Annotated in this window: 19 protein-coding genes; 10 read left to right on the forward strand and 9 right to left on the reverse strand. The window is 59.4% G+C overall.

Annotated features, from left to right (window positions below; all coding sequences use genetic code 11):
* Positions 1 to 36 precede the first annotated feature (36 nt).
* Positions 37 to 1,050, reverse strand: a complete 1,014-nt coding sequence (locus ACJ8HB_RS19735; protein ID WP_047570172.1) for a Gfo/Idh/MocA family protein — start codon at positions 1,048 to 1,050, stop codon at positions 37 to 39.
* A gap of 35 nt (positions 1,051 to 1,085) precedes the next feature.
* Positions 1,086 to 3,026 carry a 3D-(3,5/4)-trihydroxycyclohexane-1,2-dione acylhydrolase (decyclizing) gene (gene iolD / locus ACJ8HB_RS19740; RefSeq protein ID WP_033649355.1) on the reverse strand — a complete coding sequence of 647 codons (1,941 nt, stop codon included), beginning with the start codon at positions 3,024 to 3,026 and terminating at the stop codon, positions 1,086 to 1,088.
* A 545-nt stretch (positions 3,027 to 3,571) separates the two neighbouring features.
* Between iolD and ACJ8HB_RS19745 the strand changes: the two genes are divergently transcribed.
* Together ACJ8HB_RS19745 and ACJ8HB_RS19750 are read left to right on the forward strand one after the other, a co-directional pair.
* The gene (locus tag ACJ8HB_RS19745; protein ID WP_041037067.1) at positions 3,572 to 5,503 is read left to right on the forward strand and encodes a bifunctional 5-dehydro-2-deoxygluconokinase/5-dehydro-2-deoxyphosphogluconate aldolase; all 1,932 of its coding nucleotides are present in this window, start codon (positions 3,572 to 3,574) and stop codon (positions 5,501 to 5,503) included.
* A 203-nt stretch (positions 5,504 to 5,706) separates the two neighbouring features.
* A complete protein-coding gene (locus ACJ8HB_RS19750; RefSeq protein ID WP_004930856.1) occupies positions 5,707 to 6,543 on the forward strand; it encodes a MurR/RpiR family transcriptional regulator in 837 nt (278 codons plus the stop codon).
* 41 nt (positions 6,544 to 6,584) lie between these two features.
* On the opposite strand, the gene ACJ8HB_RS19755 is transcribed toward ACJ8HB_RS19750, so the two are convergent.
* The 4 genes from ACJ8HB_RS19755 to ACJ8HB_RS19770 all read right to left on the reverse strand — a co-directional run bounded on the left by ACJ8HB_RS19755 (position 6,585) and on the right by ACJ8HB_RS19770 (position 9,786).
* The gene (locus ACJ8HB_RS19755; protein ID WP_047570170.1) at positions 6,585 to 6,923 is read right to left on the reverse strand and encodes a type II toxin-antitoxin system RelE/ParE family toxin; all 339 of its coding nucleotides are present in this window, start codon (positions 6,921 to 6,923) and stop codon (positions 6,585 to 6,587) included.
* 14 nt (positions 6,924 to 6,937) lie between these two features.
* A complete protein-coding gene (locus ACJ8HB_RS19760; RefSeq protein ID WP_047570168.1) occupies positions 6,938 to 7,207 on the reverse strand; it encodes a hypothetical protein in 270 nt (89 codons plus the stop codon).
* 174 nt (positions 7,208 to 7,381) lie between these two features.
* Positions 7,382 to 8,203, reverse strand: coding sequence for a 5-deoxy-glucuronate isomerase (iolB, locus tag ACJ8HB_RS19765; RefSeq protein WP_033636349.1), 822 nt, complete (start codon positions 8,201 to 8,203; stop codon positions 7,382 to 7,384).
* A gap of 77 nt (positions 8,204 to 8,280) precedes the next feature.
* On the reverse strand, positions 8,281 to 9,786 hold the full coding sequence (locus tag ACJ8HB_RS19770; protein ID WP_015379335.1) for a CoA-acylating methylmalonate-semialdehyde dehydrogenase: 1,506 nt from the start codon (positions 9,784 to 9,786) through the stop codon (positions 8,281 to 8,283).
* Between the two features lie 556 nt (positions 9,787 to 10,342).
* Between ACJ8HB_RS19770 and ACJ8HB_RS19775 the strand changes: the two genes are divergently transcribed.
* Both ACJ8HB_RS19775 and ACJ8HB_RS19780 read left to right on the forward strand, forming a co-directional pair.
* Positions 10,343 to 11,785: a sugar porter family MFS transporter gene (locus ACJ8HB_RS19775; protein WP_033636350.1), complete on the forward strand. Its 1,443-nt coding sequence runs from the start codon at positions 10,343 to 10,345 to the stop codon at positions 11,783 to 11,785.
* A gap of 32 nt (positions 11,786 to 11,817) precedes the next feature.
* On the forward strand, positions 11,818 to 12,654 hold the full coding sequence (locus ACJ8HB_RS19780; RefSeq protein ID WP_047570166.1) for a TIM barrel protein: 837 nt from the start codon (positions 11,818 to 11,820) through the stop codon (positions 12,652 to 12,654).
* Between the two features lie 36 nt (positions 12,655 to 12,690).
* On the opposite strand, the gene fetB is transcribed toward ACJ8HB_RS19780, so the two are convergent.
* The 3 genes from fetB to ACJ8HB_RS19795 all read right to left on the reverse strand — a co-directional run bounded on the left by fetB (position 12,691) and on the right by ACJ8HB_RS19795 (position 14,606).
* A complete protein-coding gene (fetB, locus tag ACJ8HB_RS19785) occupies positions 12,691 to 13,464 on the reverse strand; it encodes an iron efflux ABC transporter permease subunit FetB (protein WP_047570164.1) in 774 nt (257 codons plus the stop codon).
* A complete protein-coding gene (gene fetA, locus ACJ8HB_RS19790; protein ID WP_047570162.1) occupies positions 13,451 to 14,128 on the reverse strand; it encodes an iron efflux ABC transporter ATP-binding subunit FetA in 678 nt (225 codons plus the stop codon). Before fetA ends, fetB begins: the two co-directional genes overlap by 14 nt.
* 190 nt (positions 14,129 to 14,318) lie before the next feature.
* Complete coding sequence (locus ACJ8HB_RS19795; RefSeq protein WP_060424948.1) at positions 14,319 to 14,606, reverse strand: FaeA/PapI family transcriptional regulator; 288 nt, start codon at positions 14,604 to 14,606, stop codon at positions 14,319 to 14,321.
* A gap of 1,116 nt (positions 14,607 to 15,722) precedes the next feature.
* Between ACJ8HB_RS19795 and ACJ8HB_RS19800 the strand changes: the two genes are divergently transcribed.
* The 6 genes from ACJ8HB_RS19800 to ACJ8HB_RS19825 all read left to right on the forward strand — a co-directional run bounded on the left by ACJ8HB_RS19800 (position 15,723) and on the right by ACJ8HB_RS19825 (position 21,799).
* Positions 15,723 to 16,259, forward strand: coding sequence for a fimbrial protein (locus ACJ8HB_RS19800; RefSeq protein ID WP_094860069.1), 537 nt, complete (start codon positions 15,723 to 15,725; stop codon positions 16,257 to 16,259).
* Positions 16,260 to 16,347: 88 nt separating this feature from the next.
* Positions 16,348 to 16,899 carry a fimbrial protein gene (locus tag ACJ8HB_RS19805; RefSeq protein WP_033649363.1) on the forward strand — a complete coding sequence of 184 codons (552 nt, stop codon included), beginning with the start codon at positions 16,348 to 16,350 and terminating at the stop codon, positions 16,897 to 16,899.
* Positions 16,900 to 16,978: 79 nt separating this feature from the next.
* Positions 16,979 to 19,480, forward strand: a complete 2,502-nt coding sequence (locus ACJ8HB_RS19810) for a fimbria/pilus outer membrane usher protein (protein ID WP_052133476.1) — start codon at positions 16,979 to 16,981, stop codon at positions 19,478 to 19,480.
* A 30-nt stretch (positions 19,481 to 19,510) separates the two neighbouring features.
* A complete protein-coding gene (locus ACJ8HB_RS19815) occupies positions 19,511 to 20,254 on the forward strand; it encodes a fimbrial biogenesis chaperone (protein WP_047570154.1) in 744 nt (247 codons plus the stop codon).
* An 11-nt stretch (positions 20,255 to 20,265) separates the two neighbouring features.
* Positions 20,266 to 20,877, forward strand: a complete 612-nt coding sequence (locus ACJ8HB_RS19820; RefSeq protein ID WP_047570152.1) for a fimbrial protein — start codon at positions 20,266 to 20,268, stop codon at positions 20,875 to 20,877.
* A complete protein-coding gene (locus ACJ8HB_RS19825) occupies positions 20,855 to 21,799 on the forward strand; it encodes a fimbrial protein (RefSeq protein ID WP_047570149.1) in 945 nt (314 codons plus the stop codon). The genes ACJ8HB_RS19820 and ACJ8HB_RS19825 overlap by 23 nt, the downstream gene beginning before the upstream one ends.
* The last annotated feature ends 11 nt before the right edge of the window (positions 21,800 to 21,810 follow it).

Below are 21,810 nucleotides of genomic sequence, written 5' to 3' on the forward strand. Positions count from 1 at the left end.
ACTCCTCTGCAATCGTGGGTAGGTGGTGCAAGCCGGCTATTTGTTGTAAAACGCCGGGCGCGCCGGCAGGGTCACCGGCACGATTTCGCCGCTGAGCTGGGCCGCCACGCAGGCGTCGGCGGTCACCGCGGCGGCGTAGCCGTCCCAGGCGGAAGGCCCGGTCAGCTTGCCTGCGGCCACGTCGTTGATGAAGCCCTGCAGCTCAACGTCATAGGCGTCGATAAAGCGATCCTTCCAGTCGGTCAGAATTTCGGTCGACAGGCGGGCGCCGCTGCGCATCTGCACCGAAGACGGTTCCGGCAGTTTGGCGATGCCGGTTTCCCCTACCACTTCACACTGAATGTCGTAGCCGTACTGGCAGTTGACGAAGATTTCGACGTCAATGCGCGTGCCTTTGGCGGTTTCGAACAGCACAATCTGCGGATCTTTCAGGTGTGGGAACGCCTTCGGGCTCTTGCGCGGGAACACCACCTGCACCGACACATAGTCGTCGTCGAGCAGCCAGCGCAGCACGTCGATTTCGTGGATCAGGGTGTCGGTGATCGCCATATCGGTGGTGTAGGCTTCGCCGACCGTCGGGTTGCGGTGCGCGCAGTGCAGCATCAGCGGCTCGCCGATCTGGCCGCAGGTCAGCACCTGTTTCAGCGCGCGATAGCCCTGGTCATAGGGGCGCATAAAGCCGACCTGCACCAGCCGTTTGCCGTGCTTCGCTTCGGCATCGACGATGTTTTTGCAGCCCTGCGCGGTCACCGCCAGCGGCTTCTCGCAGAACACCGGTTTGCCGGCTGCGATGGCCGCCAGCACGAACTCTTCGTGGCTCGGCCCCCAGGAGGTGACCAGCACCGCCTGCACGTCGGCGGCCTTGATCAGATCGTGGCCGTTGTCATACACCCGCGCATCCAGCTGCAGATCGCTCACCACCTTGGCGGCGTTGTCGCGGTTGATGTCATTCACCGCCACCACCCGTGCGCCCTGCAACACTTTGCTGCAGCGACGGATATGATCGCGGCCGATGGCGCCGGTGCCGATAACCCCAATGTTCAATGTCATTTTCGCTACCCTCGAGATTTATGTATGAAAACGAATCAGTAATCGCGCGCCTTATCGATGTTTTCCTGCAGCTTGCGCGCCACTGCGACGATTTTCTCGCTGTCGGCCACCTGAGCGCCGCCCACGCGCCACCAGCTGAGATACTTGTGCACCATGGTCTTCGGCAGCACCTTGATGTCCAGCAGCGTGGACACGGTCTGCCTGCGGGCGTCGGCCAGCGCATCGAGCAGCTGCTGCTCGGTGGTGACGCGATAGGTTTTGCAACCGTAAGCCGCCGCCAGCATGGCGAAATCGACCGGCACCAGTTTGCCGTCGAGCTTGCCGCCCTGTGGATTACGGAAGCGGAATTCGGTGGTGTAGCTGTCCATGCCGTGTTCCATCTGCAGGTTGTTGATGCAGCCGTTGGTCATGTTGTCGAACAGCATCACGTTGATCTTGCAGCCTTCCTGAATCGAAGTAACCAGTTCGGAATGCAGCATCATGAAGGCGCCGTCGCCCACCATCGCGTACACCTCGCGCTGCGGCTCGGCCAGCTTGACCCCCAATGCGGCGTTCACCTCATACCCCATGCAGGAGTAACCGTACTCCACGTGATAACCGTGCTCGCCGCGGTTGTGCCACACCCGCTGCAAATCGCCCGGCAGGCTGCCGGCGGCGGCGACGATCACGCTGTCCGCCGGCAGCTCGCGGTTCAGCACCCCCAGCACCCGGCTCTGGGTCAGCGCGGAATCGGTCTGGGCGATAAATTCGGCGAACACCCGCTCGCGATCGAGGTGATCGTCTATCTCCGGCACAAAGCCTGCGCCGCCGTATTCCACCGCGTAAACGCGCTCGGTCTCTTCACGCTGGGCGCTGCGCGCCGCGGCGATGGCGTCGCCCCAGCCGGCGCGGTACTCGGCCTGCGCCAGCAGCGCGCCCAGTTCGCTCAGGGCCTCGCGGGCGTCCGCCAGCACCTGCACGCCGTCGAGCTTGCCGGCGTCAAAGGCGCTGACGTTGATATTGAGGAAGCTGACGTCCGGATTTTGGAACAGCCATTTGGACGAGGTGGTGAAATCGGTGTAACGGGTGCCGACGCCGATCACCAGATCGGCCTGACGAGCCAGCGTATTGGCCGCCAGGCAGCCGGTTTCGCCAATGCCGCCGAGGTTGAATTCATGGTCGCTCGGCACCGTGCCTTTGCCGGCCTGGGTTTCGGCGAACGGAATGCCGAAGCGCTCGGCGAATTCGCGCAGCGCCCGCCCGGCCTGCGAGTATTTCACGCCGCCGCCGCACACCAGCAGCGGTTTGCGTTTGGCCGCCAGCAGCGCCAACGCGTCCGCCAACATGCCGTCGGTCGCCGGGCGGCGATCGAGCCGATGCACGCGTTTTTGGAAGAAATAGTCGGGATAGTCGTAGGCTTCACCCTGCACGTCCTGCGGCAGACACAGCGTCACCGCGCCGGTTTCCGCCGGATCGGTCAGCACGCGCATCGCGTTGATGCAGGCGCTCATCAGCTGTTCCGGCCGCACGATGCGGTCCCAGTATTTGCTCACCGCGCGGAACGCGTCGTTGGTGCTGATGCTGAGATCGTAAGACTGCTCGATTTGCTGCAGCACCGGATCCGGCTGGCGGGATGCGTAAACGTCGCCCGGCAGCAGTAATAAAGGAATGCGGTTGGCGGTGGCGGTGGCCGCGGCGGTGATCATATTGGCGGCGCCGGGGCCGACCGATGAGGTGCAGGCGTAGATCTGCCGGCGCAGCTTCTGTTTGGCGAAGCCGATCGCCGCATGGGCCATCCCCTGCTCGTTGCGGCCCTGATGCACCCGCAGATCGCCGCTATCCTGCTCCAGCGCTTGCCCCAGCCCCAGCACGTTGCCGTGGCCGAAAATCGCAAAAATGCCCGCGACGAATTTGGTTTCCACACCGTCGGCCAGCAGATACTGGTTATCGAGGAATCTGACGAGCGCCTGCGCCATGGTTAGCCTGATCTTGCCCATTTACTCACCCTTTAGATTGAGGGCCGCCCCGGAAAGGGCTCGCGCCGAGCCGACAATTCCGTGTTTGTGTTACGCGGCGGCAGCTATTATCTTGAGCAGGCGATGCCCGCTGCTCACGAAGTCGACAACCTGAAACGTGAAGCGATTATAAACAAATATATTTTTCATAAAATCACATTACAGAAGAAACATTTCATTTTGCGATAAAGATCGCATAATGCATGAAAAGCCCGTTTCATCTCGTGATTCAGCCTTCACTGGCTTCGCGCCACGCACCGGCCAATAAAAGCCGTTGGCTCATGGGTTGACCGCCTTTTACCCTGTCATTTCCCCTCTTTTATGCGTGCCCCGGCCCCCCTCCCGTAGCCGTTTCACCGCCTTTTCCCACGCCTCTGTCGATGTTTTAAATGCATCACATTTTTGGGGTGTAAATTTCATTCTATATTGAAATTGAAATTTTCATTCCCCATACTGTCCACATGCTTCCTGCAGGGCGCCACGCTCGGGCCGCCGCCGGAGTTTTGCTTAAACAGAAGGAAACGGGTATGGCTACACAAGAAAAACAGCTTGATGTCATTTGTCTCGGGCGCATCGCCGTCGATTTCTATGCTCAGCAGATCGGCGCGCGGCTGGAAGACGCCGGCACATTCGCCAAGTACCTCGGCGGTTCTTCCGGCAACGTGGCCTACGGCACCGCCATTCAGGGGTTAAAATCCGGCATGCTGGCGCGCGTCGGCGACGAGCACATGGGCCGCTTTCTGCGCGAAGAACTGCAGCGCGTCGGGGCCGATACCCGCTGCCTGATCACCGACAAACAGCGATTAACCGGCCTGGTGATCCTCGGCATCAAGGATCAGGAAACCTTCCCGCTGATCTTCTACCGCGAAAACTGCGCGGACATGGCGCTGACGCCGGACGACATCGATGAGGCCTACATCGCTTCCTCGCGCGCGCTGGCCATCACCGGCACGCACCTGTCGCACCCGAACACCCGCGCCGCGGTGCTGAAGGCGCTGGAATACGCGCGCCGCCACGGCCTGCGCACCGCGCTGGACATCGATTACCGCCCGGTGCTGTGGGGGCTGACGTCGCTGGGCGACGGAGAAACCCGCTTTGTGGAATCGGACCAGGTGACCCGCGAGCTGCAGGAGGTGCTACACCATTTCGATCTGATCGTCGGCACCGAAGAAGAGTTTCATATCGCCGGCGGCAGCACCGACACGCTGACGGCGCTGAAAAACGTGCGCCGGGCCACGGCGGCCACGCTGGTGTGCAAGCGCGGCGCGCAGGGTTGCTCGGTGTTCGAGGGCGAAATCGCCGATGGCTGGGAACAGGTGAAACTGCACGCCGGCGTGCGGGTTGAGGTGCTGAACGTGCTGGGGGCCGGCGACGCCTTTATGTCCGGCCTGCTGCGCGGCTACCTGAACGATGAGGGCTGGGATCAGGCCTGCCGCTACGCCAACGCCTGCGGCGCGTTGGTGGTCTCGCGCCACGGTTGCGCGCCGGCGATGCCGACCAAACGGGAGCTGGACGACTACCTGCTGCGTGAACGGCAGGTCACGCGCCCGGACCGCGATGCGCGCCTGAACCACCTGCACCGAGTCACCACCCGCAAGCAACAGTGGCCGGAACTGTGCGTCTTCGCCTTCGATCACCGCAAGCAGCTGGCGGACATGGCACGCGAAGCCGGCGTCGGCGAGGAGCGCATTCCGCGCCTGAAAACCCTGCTGCTGACCGCGGCGCAACAGGCCGCCGCGCAGGCCGGCCTGAACGGCAACAGCGGCATTCTGGCCGACACCACCTACGGGCAGGCGGCGCTGAACGAGATCACCGGCCAGGGATGGTGGATCGGCCGGCCGGTAGAGCTGCCCAGTTCGCGCCCGCTGCGCCTGGAGCACGGCAATATCGGCTCGCAATTGATCGACTGGCCGCAGGAGCACGTGGTGAAGTGCCTGGTGTTTTATCACCCGCACGACGCGGCGGAACTGCGTCGCGAGCAGGATGAGCTGATCGCCGACGTCTACCGCGGCTGCTGTAAATCCGGCCACGAGCTGCTGCTGGAAGTGATCCTGCCGGACAACAACCCCGACAAGGACGAACGCCATTACCTGGAGATGATTGAGCACTTCTACCGGTTGGGCATTCAGCCGGACTGGTGGAAACTGCCGCCGCTGAGCGCGGAAAACTGGCGGCGGGTCGGTGCGCTGATCGACACCTACGATCCCTACTGCCGCGGCGTGCTGATCCTGGGGCTCGACTCCCCGGAAGCGGTGCTGAAGGCGGGCTTTGCCGCCGCCGCGGATGCGCGCTGGGTGAAGGGTTTCGCCGTCGGCCGCACTATCTTCGGCCAACCTTCGCGCCGCTGGCTGCAGGGGGAAATCGACGACGCGGCCCTGATCGAGCAGGTGAAACAAAAATACCTGACGCTGATCGGTTTCTGGCGCCAGTACCGCCCGCAGGCGGGCGGCGCGCACTGACAGCGAGAGCAGGTTCACGTCCCCTTAAGGCCATTTCGCCGCTTTAAGGGGATTTTTTTGCCTATTTTCTGTGAAGTCGCGCAATGTGCGATCGAATAAATCGCTTTTTGAGGAAATGAAATTTCCGCTCCGTCTGTTAAAATACCCTGTCAATATTTCAGGCGTCAGGCCAATGCGCCTTCACCCCACTGCGAGCCGAATGGATGAACAACCCAACTCAACTTTCGCTGTTACAGGACGAGATCCGCCACCGTTATGAAACGCTGAGCAAGCGTTTGAAGCAGGTGGCGCGCTATATTTTGGATAACAGTAACAGCATCGCTTTCGATACCGTTGCCTCCATCGCCGCACAGGCCAGCGTGCCGCCTTCCACCCTGATCCGTTTCGCCAACGCCTTCGGCTTCAGCGGCTTCAACGAAATGAAGCAGGTGTTCCGTCAGCATCTGATGGAAGAGACGGTGAACTATACCGAGCGCGCGCGCCTGTTCCGCCAAACCTCCACCGACGACAACGTCGCGCCGGAGAAACCGGCGGAAATTCTCAACGTATTCACCATGGTCAACGCGCAGGCGCTGCAGCAGCTGGCGATGCAGATCGCCCCCGAGCAGCTGGATCGCGCCGTCGAGTTGCTCAACAACGCCGAAAACATCTACGTGATCGGCCTGCGCCGTTCGTTCAGCGTCGCCTCCTATCTCACCTATGCGCTGCGCCATCTGGAGCGCCGCGCGTTTCTTATCGACGGCCTGGGCGGCATGTTCACCGAACAGCTGAGCATGGTGAAACCGAAAGACGTGGTGATCGCCATCAGCTATTCGCCGTACGCCCGCGAGGCGGTGGAACTGGTGGAATTGGGCGCCAAGCGCGGCGCGCAGCAGATCGCCATCACCGACAGCCAGGTCAGCCCGCTGGCCGCCTTCAGCGACGTCTGTTTCGTGGTGCGCGAAGCGCAGGTGGACGGGTTCCGTTCGCAGGTGGCCTCGATGTGCCTGGCGCAGACGCTGGCGGTTTCGCTGGCGCTGAATAACGCCCGGGACGAGTAAGGCTGGGGTGAACGCGCCCGACAGGCTCGGGCGCGGCGGGGTTATTGCAGCAACAAATAGCGGTAGAGCGCGCTTTCCAGATCCTGCTTCATGCTGATGAAAAGCAGAATCTCAACCGTCTGGCCGTCGTAGTCATAGATGACGCGGTATTCGCTGTCGGGATCCAATCGTTCGTGCAACCGCACTCCCATGCCTGCCAGCACGGCGTTGAAGCGGTAGCGGGCAGGATCGTCGGCAATTGCCGCGAGGGACGATAACAACAGATTGTCCACGAACACCCCGGCCGCGACTGCTCCTATCGTTCCGCTCTTATAAGACTCGATGTCTTTCAGGCTCCATTCCGCCGCCGGCGCGACGGTAAAACGTATTTCCTGGGGCATCCTGCACCTCGGGCCTATTTCCGCGCGTCACGCAGCCGCTGCAAGGTTTCTTCGGGCGACAGACCACGCTGATTTTTAATCTCTTGCTTCGCCAGCATAGTCAGTTTCAACAACGCGTTGGACTGGCGCTCCAGATTGCGTTCCCGAATTTCGGCCTCTCTCTCAGCCGCCGTTTGTACAAACAGCTCGGCAACACCATTTTTTGTGACGTAAACCCCGCCTTCAAACAGCTCGGGCGAACCTAATCCTTCGCGCGCCGCTTTTTGGGACATGGTAGTCGTCATGGTTCTTCCTCCTGTGTACCGGCAATTTCGTTGCATAACAGCGGTTCGTTAGATTCACTCAGCCAGGGAGCAATCGCGTGCGGACAGATTATCATTTGAGCAAGATAGAGGGCAAATTTAGGTCAAATTTATACCCTGATAAAGAGAAAGCCCGGCAAGCCGGGCCTCAGGCGCCTATTGCGCGGCGGGATAGCCGTCGCCGTTAATCCAGGCGTGGTCTTTTTCCCAGGTGAATTTCCATTGCCGCACCGGCCCGGCCATCACGTTGAGATAATAGTTGTCGTAGCCCGCCAGGGTCGCCACCGGGTGATAACCGCGTGGCACTTTCACTACGTCCCGATTGTAGACCGGCATGCATTCGTCGAGCGTGCGATCGTCGGTATAGACGCGCTGCATGCAGAACCCCTGCTCCGGCTGAATGCGGTGATAATACGTCTCTTCCAGATAGGTTTCGTCCGGCGAGTCTTCCCGATCGTGCTTGTGGCTCGGGTAGGAACTGGTGTTGCCCTCGTCGGTGTAAACCTCCACCACCAGCAGGCTGTCGGCCGGCTCGCTGTCCGGCAGAATGTTGTGCACCAACCGCTGGTTGCGCCCCTTGCCGCGCCGCTCCACGCCGATATCCGCCGGCGTGATCAGCCTTGAAGGCAGGTGGCCGCTGCCGGGTGCGCTGCACACCGCCAGCTCCAGATCGGTTTCTGCCCGCACGTCGATGCGATCGTGGTGCGGCACATACACCGCGTAAGGCGGCGTGCGCTCGAACGGGCTCATGCGTTTGCCGATATGCGGGTATTCGGCGCGCAGCGTGGCGACGGAGGCGATACCGGCCACCAGCACCAGGCACAGCTCCTTGTCGCCGCACTCCAGCTGCAGCGACTGCCCGGCGGCCAGGCGATAAACGTCGAAACCGACATAGCGCCACCCGGCATTTTCCGGCGTCACGTGCTGAATACGCCCCTCGGCGTTCGGCGTCTGACATTTGGCAAGCAGTGAAGACATCTCGATTCTCCTGTTAACTCCCCGTGCAAAGGCCGTTGCCCCGAAGGAGCAACGGCCCGCTCATACTTTGCGATCGCTTAACCCAGCGTCGGCATGCTGAATTCGGACACCGTCTGCTGCCCGGCCGGCCAGCGCGCGGTGGCGGTCTTCATGCGCGTGTAGAAGCGCACGCCGTCGGTGCCGTGCACGTTAAGCGCGCCGAACACCGAGCGCTTCCAGCCGCCGAAGCTGTGGAACGCCATCGGCACCGGCACCGGCACGTTGACGCCGACCATCCCGGCCTGCACTTCCTGCACGAACTGGCGCGCGTAGTGGCCGCTGCCGGTAAAGATGGCGCTGCCGTTGCCAAACTCGTGGCCGTTCACCGTGTCGATGGCGGTGCGGTAATCCGGCACCCGCACGATGCCCAGCACCGGCCCGAAGATCTCTTCGCGGTAGATGCGCATGTTCGGCTTCACATGGTCGAACAGCGTGCCGCCGACGTAGTAGCCTTCAGGATAGCCCGGCACCTGATAATTGCGGCCGTCGGCCACCAGGGTGGCGCCTTCTTCCACGCCCAGATCGATGTAACCCAGCACCTTTTTCTGGTGGGCGGACGACACCAGCGGCCCCATTTCATTCTCTTCTCCGCCCTGCTGCAAGCCCGGCCCGACGCGCAGCTGCGCGATCAGCGGCTTCAGTTTGGCGATCAGTTTATCGGCGGTGTCGTCACCGACTACCACGGCGATCGGCAGCGCCATGCAGCGCTCGCCGGCGGAGCCGAAAGCGCCGCCCATCAGCGCGTTGACCGTGGCGTCCAGATCGGCGTCCGGCATGACGATCGCCTGGTTCTTCGCCGCGCCGAAGGCCTGCACCCGCTTGCCGTGCGCGCTGGCGGTGGTGTAGATATGTTCCGCCACGGTGGAGGAGCCGACGAAGCTCACCGCCTGAATGCGCGGATCGGTGCACAGCTGCGCCGCGTCTTCATTGGCGCAGTGCACCACGTTGAACACGCCGTCCGGCAGGCCGGCTTCTTTCAGCAGTTCCGCCAGGCGCACCGAGGCGGAAGGCACCAGCGCCGGCGGCTTGAGGATGAAGGTGTTGCCGCAGGCCAGCGCGATAGGGAACATCCACATCGGCACCATCGCCGGGAAGTTGAACGGGGTAATGCCCGCCACCACGCCCAGCGGCTGCATCAGCGAGAAGCTGTCGACGCCGCTGCCGACGTCCGGCGAATACTCGCCCTTGATCAGATGCGGGATGCCGCAGGCGAATTCGACCACTTCCATGCCGCGCGTCAGTTCGCCCAGCGCATCCGAGTACACCTTGCCGTGCTCGCTGACGATAAGCTCGGCCAGCTCGTCGCGGTGCTGTTCCAGCAGCGCCTTGAAATTGAACATGATGCGCGCGCGGCGCAGCGGCGTGGTGCGCGACCAATCGGCAAACGCCCGATGGGCCACGTCGATGGCCTGCTTGACTTCGGCGGCGGTGCTCTGCGTGACGCGCCGCTCAACCTGCCCGCTGGCCGGGTTGTGCACGTCGACGGTTTGATTGCTGCTGCTCAGGCACACCTGCCCGTCAATAAAGTTACCCACGGTTTTCATGTCACGCCCTCTTTTCAAGTCCGCTGTCGCCTGGCCACTCGCCGGCGGCGCGGCGTTAATCGTCCCGCTCGCCAAACCCCGTCGGCAAGCCGGCTACATCCTGACCGGATGCAGCAAACTCTATTTCATTGAAAAAAAAGTTTCAAATAAATTGTTTTGAAAAATTTGTTTTTAGTGCGTGAGGTCGCAATTTTGCGGTGTCGATCGGGTTGGCGCTTTCATTACCGCGCCAGGGAAAGCGCAACGGCGCAGGAGAAACCAGGGGCAATACACACTGACTTTGCTACAGAAAACCCGCACCGCGCCTGCCCTGTCGCCGTTACCGCCCGCCCCAGAACGCCCAAGGCGCCCGGATCGCGCGTGACGGTTTTTTTTGAACTGGATCTAAAAATCAATATTCCATTATTCACTAATTATGAAATAAATGTTCTTGTTTGTTCCAGCATTTATCGACGACATCGCCTTGATGACAGGCACGGTTCACACCCTTCCGCTCGCCCTCTTCCCGATAACCCAACCGTGCGGACGGAAGCCAGGATAAAAATCGGAGCAACACATGTCATATCAGCGTAAGCACAATACCGGCTACATATTGCGAATTTGCGGCATCGCCGCCCTGGGCGGCATTCTGTTCGGCTACGATACCGCCGTGATCTCCGGCGCGATCGAAGCGCTGAAAACCTATTTCAATCTCAGCCCGGCCGAAACCGGTTGGGCGGTCTCCAACGTGGTGATCGGCTGCGTGGTCGGCGCCTTCGCCGCCGGGCCGCTGGCGGCGCGCTGGGGCCGTAAAAAGGCGCTGATGCTGGCGGCGCTGCTGTTCACCGTTTCCGCCGTCGGCGCAGCCTTGGCCCCGACCTTCACCTGGTTCGTCATCTACCGCATCATCGGCGGGCTGGCGGTCGGCATTGCCGCCACCGTGTCGCCGATGTACATGTCGGAAGTGTCGCCAAAGGACATGCGCGGGCGCGCGCTCAGCATGCAGCAGTTCGCCATCGTGTTCGGTCAGATCGTGATTTTCTACGTCAACTTCAAAATCGCCAGCCTCGCCAGCGAAGCCTGGCTGGTGGAAATGGGCTGGCGCTGGATGTTCGCCTCGGGCGTCATCCCCTGCATTCTGTTCTGCATCCTGGTGTTCGTCATTCCTGAGTCGCCGCGCTGGAACGTGATGATGGGCCGCGACGATCAGGCGCTGGCGATGTTGACCAAGGTTTCCAACGCCGCCCATGCGCAGAATCTGCTGAAAGAAATCAAAGACTCGCTGCAGCAGGATCAACAACAGCGGCATCGGAAGCTGAACTACGGCGATGTGCGGGTGCGTTTCATCCTGTTCGTCGGCTGCATGATCGCCATGCTGCAGCAGGTGACCGGCGTCAACGTAATGATGTATTACGCGCCGGTGGTGCTGAAAACCGTCACCGAAAACGCGCAGGAAGCACTGTTTCAGACCATCTGGATCGGCGTGCTGCAGCTGGTCGGTTCGGTCATCGGCGCCATGCTGATGGATCGCATGGGCCGCATTCCGCTGATGCGTTACGGCACGCTGGGCGCCATCGCCGGCCTGCTGCTCACCTCGTACGCGCTCTACACCCAGGCCACCGGCTATTTCGCGCTGTTCGGCATGCTGTTCTTCATGGTGTTTTATGCGCTGTCCTGGGGCGTCGGCGCCTGGGTGCTGGTATCGGAAATCTTCCCGAACCGCATGCGCGCGCAGGGGATGAGCATCGCCGTCGGCTGCATGTGGGTCGCTAACTTCGCGGTGTCGCAGTCGTTCCCGATGATCAACGACCACCCTTACCTGTTCTCGCATTTCCACGGCGCCTTCCCGATGTGGATCTTCGCCGCCTGCTGCCTGTTCAGCTACTGGTTCATCGGCCGCTATATTCCGGAAACCAAAGGCGTCTCGCTGGAAAAAATGGAGCAGGTGGTGCTGGCCAAACGCCACCGCCACCCCCTGCCCGACGGCAAGCCGCTGCCGCTGGAAAACGGCAAATCCTGATCTCTCAACCCTGACCGCTGGAGTAATGCCTCATGACCATTGCACTGGACCGCTTCTGCATTAACCGCAAGATCGCGCCGAATCTCGATCTGGACAGTTTTTTCCGCCTGGTGAAACGCTGCGGGCTCAGTAAGGTTGAGCTGCGCAACGATATGCCCAGCGGCAAGGTGACCGACGATCTGAGCGACGCGCAGCTCAATGCGCTCGCTGCGCAATACGGCATCGAGATCGTCACGATCAACGCCCTCGGCATGTTCAATCTGATGGACAACCCGGCGGCGCTGCAGCAGCGCGCCGAAGCGTTGCTGGCGCAGGCGCAGGCCATCCACAGCCGGGCGCTGGTGCTGTGCCCGCACTGCAGCGCCGATGACACGCGCAGCGAGCAGCAAAAACGCGACGACACCCTCGCCGCGCTGCGGCTGCTGGCGCCGCTGTTTGCCCGCTATGGCGTGCAGGGGTACGTCGAGCCGCTGGGCTTCGGCATCAGCTCGCTGCGATCGTCGCTGCTGACCCAGGCGCTCATCCGCGATTCGGGCGCGCCGTACCGCATCGTGCTCGATACTTTCCACCACTATTTAAGCGGTGTGGCGCAGGCCGACTTCGACGCGCAGATCCAGGTGGCGCAGATCGGCCTGGTGCATCTGTCCGGCGTGGAGGATGGGCGAGATAAAGGCGCGCTGAGCGACGAAGAGCGCATCATGTTGAGCGAGGGCGATCGGCTGGAGAGCCGCCGCCAGGTGCAAAACCTGGAACGCCTGGGCTACACCGGCGTCTATGCCTTCGAGCCCTTCTCTTCGCAGCTGGACGGCTGGAGCGAGGCGGATATCGAACGGGAAATCCGCCAGAGCATCGCCCTGCTGCAAGGGTAAAAAAAACGGCCTCCGCGGAGGCCGTTTTTCATGGCGTTACTTCAGGTTGCCGACCACCAGCTGGTGGCGCGCGTTGTAAAACTTACGGTAGGCCAGATAGCAGGCGATGATGGTCGACAAGCTGGCGGTGGAAAGCAGCATGAAGGTCACCATAATCTGGTATTTGATCGCTTTCACCGGATCGATGCCGGCGAAGATCAGCCCGGACATCATGCCCGGCAGGCTGACCAGCCCAACGGTTTTCGCCGAATCCACGGTCGGGATCAGCGAAGCGCGGATGCTGTCGCGGATCAGCGCCGCCGAAGCGAACTTGGGCGTCGCCCCCAGGCTGAGCATCTCCTGAATCTTCTGCTGCTCGCTTTTGAAACGCTGGCCGAGGTTGGTGTAGCACAATCCCACCGCCACCATGGCGTTACCGGCGATCATTCCGGAGATGGGGATCACCTGCATCGGCGTAAATTCGATGGATCCGGTCAATACCAATACCGCCAACGTCAGCACCGCGCCGGTGGTGATGGCGATAAACGACGTCACGAACGCGTGTTCGACGTACTTGCTGCGTTTCTTGGCGTTGTAGGCCGCGTTAAAGCAGATGAACAGCACCATCAACACGGTGAGCAGCGCGTTATCCAGATCGAAAATGTACTTCAGCACGTAGCCGACGATGATCAGCTGCACCACCGCGCGGCAGATGCTCCAGATAATGTCCTTTTCCAGCGCCAGCTTTTCCCGGTGGCTGATCAGAATGGCGACCACCACCAGGATCATCGACAAGCCTAAGGATTCGTTGGTGATGTTATGCTGATTCATGCTGTTGCTCCTGTTGCTCGGCGCCGTGCGCGCGCAGGGTGATCACCTCGTCCGCATGCGCTATCTCTTCGGTATCGTGCGTCACCCACAGCACCGCCAGCCGGTGCTCCGCCACCAGCTGATGCACTATCTCATTGACGTTGCGCTTATTTTCCTCGTCCAGCGCACTGGTGATCTCATCGAGCAACAGCACCCGGGGCATAAACTGCAGGTTGCGGATCAGGGACACGCGCTGCTTCTCCCCGCCGGACAGCTCATTGATGCTTTTGGTCAGCATCGCCTCCGGCAGCCCGAAACGCGCCAGATCGGCCTGCATTTTTCGTTCATCCGGCGACTGTTGACGGATCTGGTAGGGCAGCGCCAGATTGTCGTAAACCGTATTGCCGAACAGCGCCGGCGTCTGGAAGCAGTAAGAAACCTGTTTGCGATACGCCTCCGGCGACATCTCGGCGATCCCTCGTCCGTCGAAATAGAGGTTTCCGCTGGTCGGATCCATTAAGGAAGAGATGATTTTCAGCAGGGTGCTTTTCCCGCAGCCGGAAGGCCCGGTGATCAGTTTGAACTCGCCTTCACCCAGCGTGAAAGAGACGGAGTCCAGGATCACCTGGTTGTCTATTTGATAATGAATATCATCCAATCTCAGTATGTCTTTCTTTTCCTTCATTACGATGCCGGCTCCCTACACCTGTTCCCGTCTGAGCGATAAGTATATGGCTGCAAAAAACATATTAGCAATGCCTGTGCGGATGGCAGCGAGCGGAGAGGAGGATTGACGGAGCAAAACGCCCCGTCAAACAATAAATTTTACTAATGATTAGCTGTAGGAATAGTCAAAAGCGACCGCCAGGGTCGAATCACTCTTTTTTTATCGCTGCCTGTTCGTCGCAGCTGTACCAGCGTAGAGAATTGTTGATGCTGCGGTGGGTGCAGCGGACCTTGCCCTCCTTTTCCAGCGCCAGCAGCAGGGTGCGGGTGGTATAAATGTTTTCGCCGCATTTATCCGCCAGCTCGCGCGTCTTCGGCCACTGCTCCAGCGGGGGATGTAGGCCCCCGGCCCCTTCCACAAGATCCCGGCACAATCCCCGCAACACATCCAGCATCAGCGATTTTCTACTTTCAAACGTTTTCGGCACCTTGGCCATAGCATTCCTCCTGAGTGGTTACTGCTGAGCCCCCGTTCATGACTGCACGTCAGTGATGCGCAGGGGCATAAATCACGGCGGCGTCCACGCAAACGACGTTGTTCCGACAAAATAGACCTGGCGCTGTCTATCACCGCGCGAATGAATATTTATTAATGAATCCAACCTTTGCCGATAAAATGTCATGCATTGTTCCTCGGATTTTTCACTAGGATTTTTCTGTGAAATTTTTTTCATGGTTATCATGATATGAAGATGTTTAAACAATCCCATAACGAACCACGAATACATAATTACCAACATTGTCAACGCATGCGCCTTACATCTGCTAAATGCATTAATCTCAGTAATCATTCCATCGTTCATCCTTTGATTATCACTTAGGTCATTATTATGTAATGCCTACTGCATCACCTGCCCTTTTCTGGTTAATCACAATGGGTTAAATAACCTAAGCACGTCCAAAAAATAGCATCCGATAAGAATAATCTTCCCACTGCCTAATTGTTATTTTTTTGTTAACACCTCTTCGGCAAACCATCGACAACCCAGGAATAGGCTGTGGAACGCCATAAGGATAACTAACCACACAAAATCATACAAAACAAATGCTTATGTTTTTCATTTTGTTTCATAAAGAAAATTTTTCAATGTTCGTCAAAGCGTAATATTAGCAAAGCGATATTGCGCATTGTAGGGCAACAGCTATTACAGTCGATCTAATATCTCGCATAACCTTATTTATGCAGTCATTTATTCTGGATAATATTTACATACGATCTATTGGTTTTTGATCTTATATTTAACTTTTTCCTTTTGGTTTTATATTCTGAATTTGAGTTATTTCAACAAAATCTATTTCCAAGTAATGCTATTGTTTGCAAGAATATTCCCAGCAAAACGCCATACTGATATTCGGGTTTTAAAATCAAATAAAACCGACCAAACATCACATAACCATTTCGTTATTAAAAGCAAATAACGAAAAGTGTGCGTATTGCCCAAAGCAAAAGGATCTGGCTCCCATCGCAGTGCGGCTAACAGGGCGTTGCTGCTCTGCGGGGATTTAGGTGTGCTTTTCTTTTTATTTAAATACTCTCTACAGGAACCTGAGAAATGAAACTGAATAAATTAATGCTGGCGACCGCCATTGCTTTTTCTACCGCCTCCGTTGCACATGCGGCGCCGACCCCGAACCAAGGCAGCGGCACCGTGACCTTTAGCGGTGAAATTATCGATGCGCCTTGCAGCATCACGCCGGACTCCGTCGATCAAACCGTCCCGATGGGCCAGATCAGCAGCCGCATCCTGGCCAAAGAAGGCAAATCCAGCGCCGAACCCTTCAGCATTGAGCTGAAAGACTGCGCGCTCAACACCATGAAAAACGTCAAGGTGACCTTCACCGGCACGCCGGATGCCGTCAACAGCAAACTGCTGGCGCTGAGCGGTTCCGCCAGCAGCGCGGGCATCGTGATTTACGACCAGCTGCACGCCAAGGAAGTTGAGCTGGGCACCGCAACGGACGGCCAGGGCCTGAACGAAGGCAACAACGCCCTGAAATTCGCCGCATACCTGCAAGGCAACAGCGCTTCCGGCGCCGTCGTGCCGGGCAAGTTCACCAGCGTGGCGAACTTTACCCTGGCTTATCAGTAAGCCTCGTTGGGGATGCCGGCGCGGGCATCCCCATGCTTAACGACGCCGGCTCCGGCAAAGGAACCGATCTCGACAGGGAGAAGCCAGCATGACCATCCATTGGCGAGGCGCATTGCTGATCGCGCTCAGCATCGGCAGCGCTAGCGCCACGGCGAAAACTCAGGGCCACGGCAAAGTCAGCCTGGGCGGCGAAATCGTCGAAACGCCGTGCAACATCGCCGGCGACAGTTTGGATCAAACCGTTGATTTCGGGCTGGTTTCAATGAGCGACGCCGGGCGAGATGCCCAGCCGAGCCTCATCGGCAGCCGCCGCCACTTCGCCATCAGGTTGGTGAACTGCGAACTGGCCAGCCAGATAAAGCCCGATTTTATTTATCGCGCGGCCAACCTCACCTTCAGCGGCATCGCGGATAGCCAAGATCCGCAATGGCTCGCCGTCCATGGCGAGGCGCGCGGCATGGCTATCGAGTTGCTGACCGACGCCGGCACCCCGATCCCGCTCGGCAGCACGACGGCGGATTATCTGATCGTCGCCGGTGACAACACGCTGCGCTTTGGCGCCCAGCTGCGCATTCACCCCGACAGGGCACGGGCGGGCGGTTTCAGCTCATTGGCCAAATTCACCCTGTCTTATCTGTAGCCGGTTTTCGTTAGGAACGCTGTACAGCATTACGTATTCAGGTCTTACGGGATGACCTGCTATTAGGCGCGGATTTGCCATGAGTGATCATTCTATGACGTCTTTACTGACAATAAAAAAAACGCCCATCATCGTCATTCTCTCTGTTCTCTGGGCAAAACCGGTCTTTTCCGCCACGGAATTCAATACCGACGTGTTGGATATTGGCGAACGCAGCAAAGTGGACTTATCCCGCTTTTCCGACGCCGATTACGTCATGCCGGGCACCTATCTGCTGGATATCAAAATCAACCAGAAAACGCTGCCCCAGCGCAGCATTCAGTATTTCCCGTCGCCGGATAACAAGAGCGGCAGCCAGGTGTGCCTGCCGCCTGACCTGGTGGAAAAAATGGCGCTGAAAGAAGATGCGGCCAGAAAAGTCACCCTGTGGCACGACAACCAGTGTGCCGACATTCGCGGCATCAAAGGCGCAACGGTTTCCGATCGCATCAGCGGCGGCGTGCTGGCGATCACCATTCCGCAGGCCTGGATGAAATACTCCGATCCCGACTGGACGCCGCCCGAGCAGTGGGACGATGGCATCCCCGGCGTGCTGCTGGATTACAATCTCAGCGGCCAAATCGGTAAACAGCACCACGACAACGGCACCGCCGAAAGCCTCAGCAGCTACGGTACGTTGGGCGCCAACCTGGGCGCCTGGCGCCTGCGCGCCGATTATCAGACCGATTTCAACCAACAATACGGCCGGCGCGACAGCAATTTCGACTGGAATCAGATCTACGCATACCGCGCGCTGCCGATGCAGGCCGCCAGGCTGACGCTGGGCGAAACCTACCTGAATTCGCCGGTGTTCGACGCCTACCGTTTTACCGGCCTCAACCTCGCCAGCGACGAGCGCATGCTGCCGCCCAACCTGCAGGGTTACGCGCCTGAAGTACGCGGTATCGCCAAAAGCAACGCGCGGATCACCGTCTCTCAGGAAGGCCGCACGCTGTATCAAACCACGGTGCCCGCCGGGCCGTTCGCCATTCAGGATCTCAGCAGCTCGGTACGCGGCAAACTGGATGTGAAAGTGGAAGAACAAGACGGCAGCGTTTCCACTTTTCAGGTAGATACCGCCAGCATTCCTTATCTGACCCGCCCCGGCTACGTGCGCTATAACATGGCGCTGGGCAAGCCGTCTGCCTACGATCACCGCACGCAAGGGCCGGTGTTCTCCGCCGGCGATTTCTCCTGGGGCTTGAGCAACGCCTGGTCGCTATACGGCGGCGCACTGCTCGGCGGCGATTACAACGCCTGGGCCCTCGGCCTGGGGCGCGACCTGAACCTGTTCGGCGCCCTGTCGGTGGACGCCACGCAGTCGATCGCGCGTCTGCCCGATGAACCCAGCGCCAAAGGCATGTCATTCAAGGTCAACTACGCCAAACGTTTCGACGAACTCAACGGCCAAATCACCTTTGCCGGCTACCGCTTTTCGCAGCGCAAATTTATGACCATGTCGCAGTACCTGCAGGCGCGCTACGGCGACATTGACGATCGCTACAGCGGCCGACAAAAAGAGTTGTATACCGTCACAGCCAGCAAAACCTTTATGGCGGAGGACAGCGCTCAGGCGATCACCGCTTATCTGACCTACTCACACCAGACTTACTGGGACGCCGGTGCGCAAAACCGCTACGGCATGTCGACCAGCAAGCTGTTCGACTTCGGCGGGATCAGCAACATCACCGCCTCGTTGGCGGCCTATCGCACTCACTATCGGGGCCGCACCGACGATAGCGCGATGCTCAATTTCACCGTGCCTATCGGCGAGCACAACCGTCTGGGCTACGCGCTGCAGGTCAATAACCGCGACGTGAGCCAAACGGCGACCTACACCGACAACAGCGACATCAACAATACCTGGCAGGTCGGCAGCGGCGTCACCCAGTCCGGCAAACCGACGGCGAGCGGTTACTACACCCATAACGCGTCGTTCGGCACGCTCAACGCCAACGCGTCTTATCAGCAGGGCAGTTACTCCTCGATAGGCGGAACTTTCCGCGGCGGCCTGACCGCTACCCGGCACGGCGTCGCCGCGCACCAGAACGCCGGCAACGGCGGCAGCCGCATGATGCTGGATACCAACGGCGTCGCCGGCGTGCCGATCAACAACGGCCGCGCTTACAGCAACCGCTTCGGATTGGCGGTGATCTCGGACATCACCAGCTACTACAACACCGATACGCGCATCGACGTCAACAAGCTGGCGGACGACGTTGAAGCCACGCGCGCGGTGGTGCAAGGCACGCTGACGGAAGGCGCCATCGGTTATCGCCACTTCGAGGTGGTGAAAGGCAGCAAGCTGTTAGCCACCATCAAGCTGGCGGACGGCAGCGAACCGCCGTTCGGCGCCACGGTGCTGAGTGCAACCGGACGGGAGATCGCGGTGGTGAACGACGGCGGCTCGGTGTATCTGACCGGCGTCCAACCGGAAGAGCGGTTGGACGTCGCCTGGGAAGGCCGCCGTCAGTGCCGCATCGCCATCCCAGGCGCCGCCAAACCGCTGGACCGGCTGCTGTTGCCATGCGCCAAACCGTAATCCGCAACACATTGAGAGTAGACGAATAACATGAACAAACATTCGATAGCAGTAACCGCGGGCAGCCTGGCGTTGATGACGCTGGCTTCGACGGCCGACGCGGCGATCGCGTTGGATCGCACGCGCGCCATCTATGTGAGCGACGCCAAATCGATCAGCCTTAACATAACCAATGAGAACAAAGAGTTGCCTTTCCTTGCTCAGGCCTGGATCGAGAATGCGCAACATCAAAAGATCGTTTCGCCACTGGTGGTATTGCCGCCGTTGCAACGGGTGGAAGCCGGAGAACGCAGCGTCGTGCGCATTACCAAAACGCCGGAAGCCGAGCTATTGCCGCAAGATCGCGAATCGGTATTTTATTTCAATTTGCGCGAAATTCCGCCCAAAAGCAGCAAAGCCAACGTGATGCAGTTGGCGCTGCAAACGCAGATCAAACTGTTCTTCCGCCCGAAGGCCATCGTCGCGCCGCAGGGTGAGATATGGCAAGAACAGCTGGTGTTCCACAAAACCGCCGACGGTTTCACCATCGAAAATCCGACGCCGTTCCACATCACGCTGACCGGCATCGCCCGTCAGACGCAGAAACAAGGCGGTGGTGCGATCGGCGATTTTCAGCCGGTGATGCTGTCCCCCAAATCCAGCGAAAAAGTGCGTTTGCGCGACCATGGGTTCGACGCCTTGGTCGTCACCTATATCAATGATTTCGGCGGCCACCCCGAGCTGCGCTTCACCTGCAGCGCTAGCCTCTGCACCGCCGCACCCGGAAAAAAATAAGGAGATACGGCATGGCTGACTTCACCGGCCGCCTGCGGCCTCTGCTGGTCGGCGCCTTGCTGCTCGGCAACGGCGCCGCAATGGCCTCTCCGCCGGGAGAGGTTCAGGGCACCAGTGGCACCGTCGGTTTTCAGGGCGCTCTGCTGAGCTCCCCCTGCAGCCTGGCGCCGGATAGCCGCGATCAGTCGGTCGATCTCGGTGAGATCGGCACGCTCGCCTTCCGGCGTGTCGGCGATCAAAGCGCGCCGGTACGTTTTCGTCTCGCCTTTAACCATTGCCTGCTGGGCGCCAGGGCGCTGGCAGACAATCCGGCCGGCATGCGCAATGGCGATGCCGGCCTGCTCTACCTGCGGGGGGAGCAGGCCGCCACGCTGGTGTTCCTCGGTGAAAGCGATCCCGACAATCCGCAGTTGCTGAAGCTACACGGCGGCGTACAAGGCGTTGGCCTGCGGCTGAAAGATCAACGGGGCCGCGCATTGTCCCTCAACCAACCCGGCGCCCCCTATGTCTTGCAGCCCGGCGGCAATACGTTGTGGTTCAGCGCTCAGTTGGAATCAACCCGTCAGTTCATCGAAGCAAACCAATTCAAAGGAGTGGTGCATGTCCAGTTGGTCTATTTATAAACGCCTGGCGTTGCTGGGTTGCCTGGCGACGCCATTCGGCGCTCAGGCGCTGGAATGCCACCTGAATACCGAGAACGGCATTACCGAAGAGAGCGAGGATATCGGCCGGTTGACCATACCGGCCACCTTACCGGTCGGCAGCCGGCTTTGGACCTCTAAACCGATGAGCCGCGACGTTATGTGCTGGGCGCACGCCAGCAAACCCAAGGGGGAATGGGTTTATTTCTATCCCAATCCGGATAACCGGCAATTCGCCGCCGGCATCTCCATGGGGGTGATTTATAACGGCCAGGATCTTGGCCTGATCAATTCCCGGGTACAAACCGATATGTTTCGTACCCCCAAGCAACGGGAGCTCGGTCACGTCAATTACCAGGTTTATTTGCAAAAAACCGGAGAAATCATCGCGGGAGGCGCCAGCCAGATCGCCGTTTTTCAGCTCGATGGCGTAGGCGGCATCAACGTCCACCCGGGAAAAAATTACCGTTTCACCCTAACCGGGCTGGATAAAATCAAGGTGATCCAGTGCGCCGCTTCGGTGGAGCTTTCAACCCCGGAAGGCGTTGACTTCGGTGAGATCCCGACCTGGAAACCCAATGCGGGCACCGTAGCGAACAAGGATTTCAGCATCTTGATCCGCAAAAACGGCTGCAGCGACAGCTTCGCGCTGGAGGCCAATTTCATGGTGAAAAACGGCACGCTGACCGACGCTACCGGCTTGAATATGGACAATGGTTCAACCTTGCGCATCCACGATAATTCCAACCCCAAATGGATTAAATACAATCAGTTCGACAGCTTTGCCGACATGAGTGGCCGCGATCAGGTGCAAAAATCCTACAGCGCCTCATTGCAGGCCACCGGGGAAGGACAGGAAGGCAATTTCCGCAAGACCGTAATCTTGCTGATTAATTATATTTAATGGTGGTGATG

Source organism: Serratia sp. CY27727, assembly GCF_052169275.1.
GTDB lineage: Bacteria > Pseudomonadota > Gammaproteobacteria > Enterobacterales > Enterobacteriaceae > Serratia > Serratia sarumanii.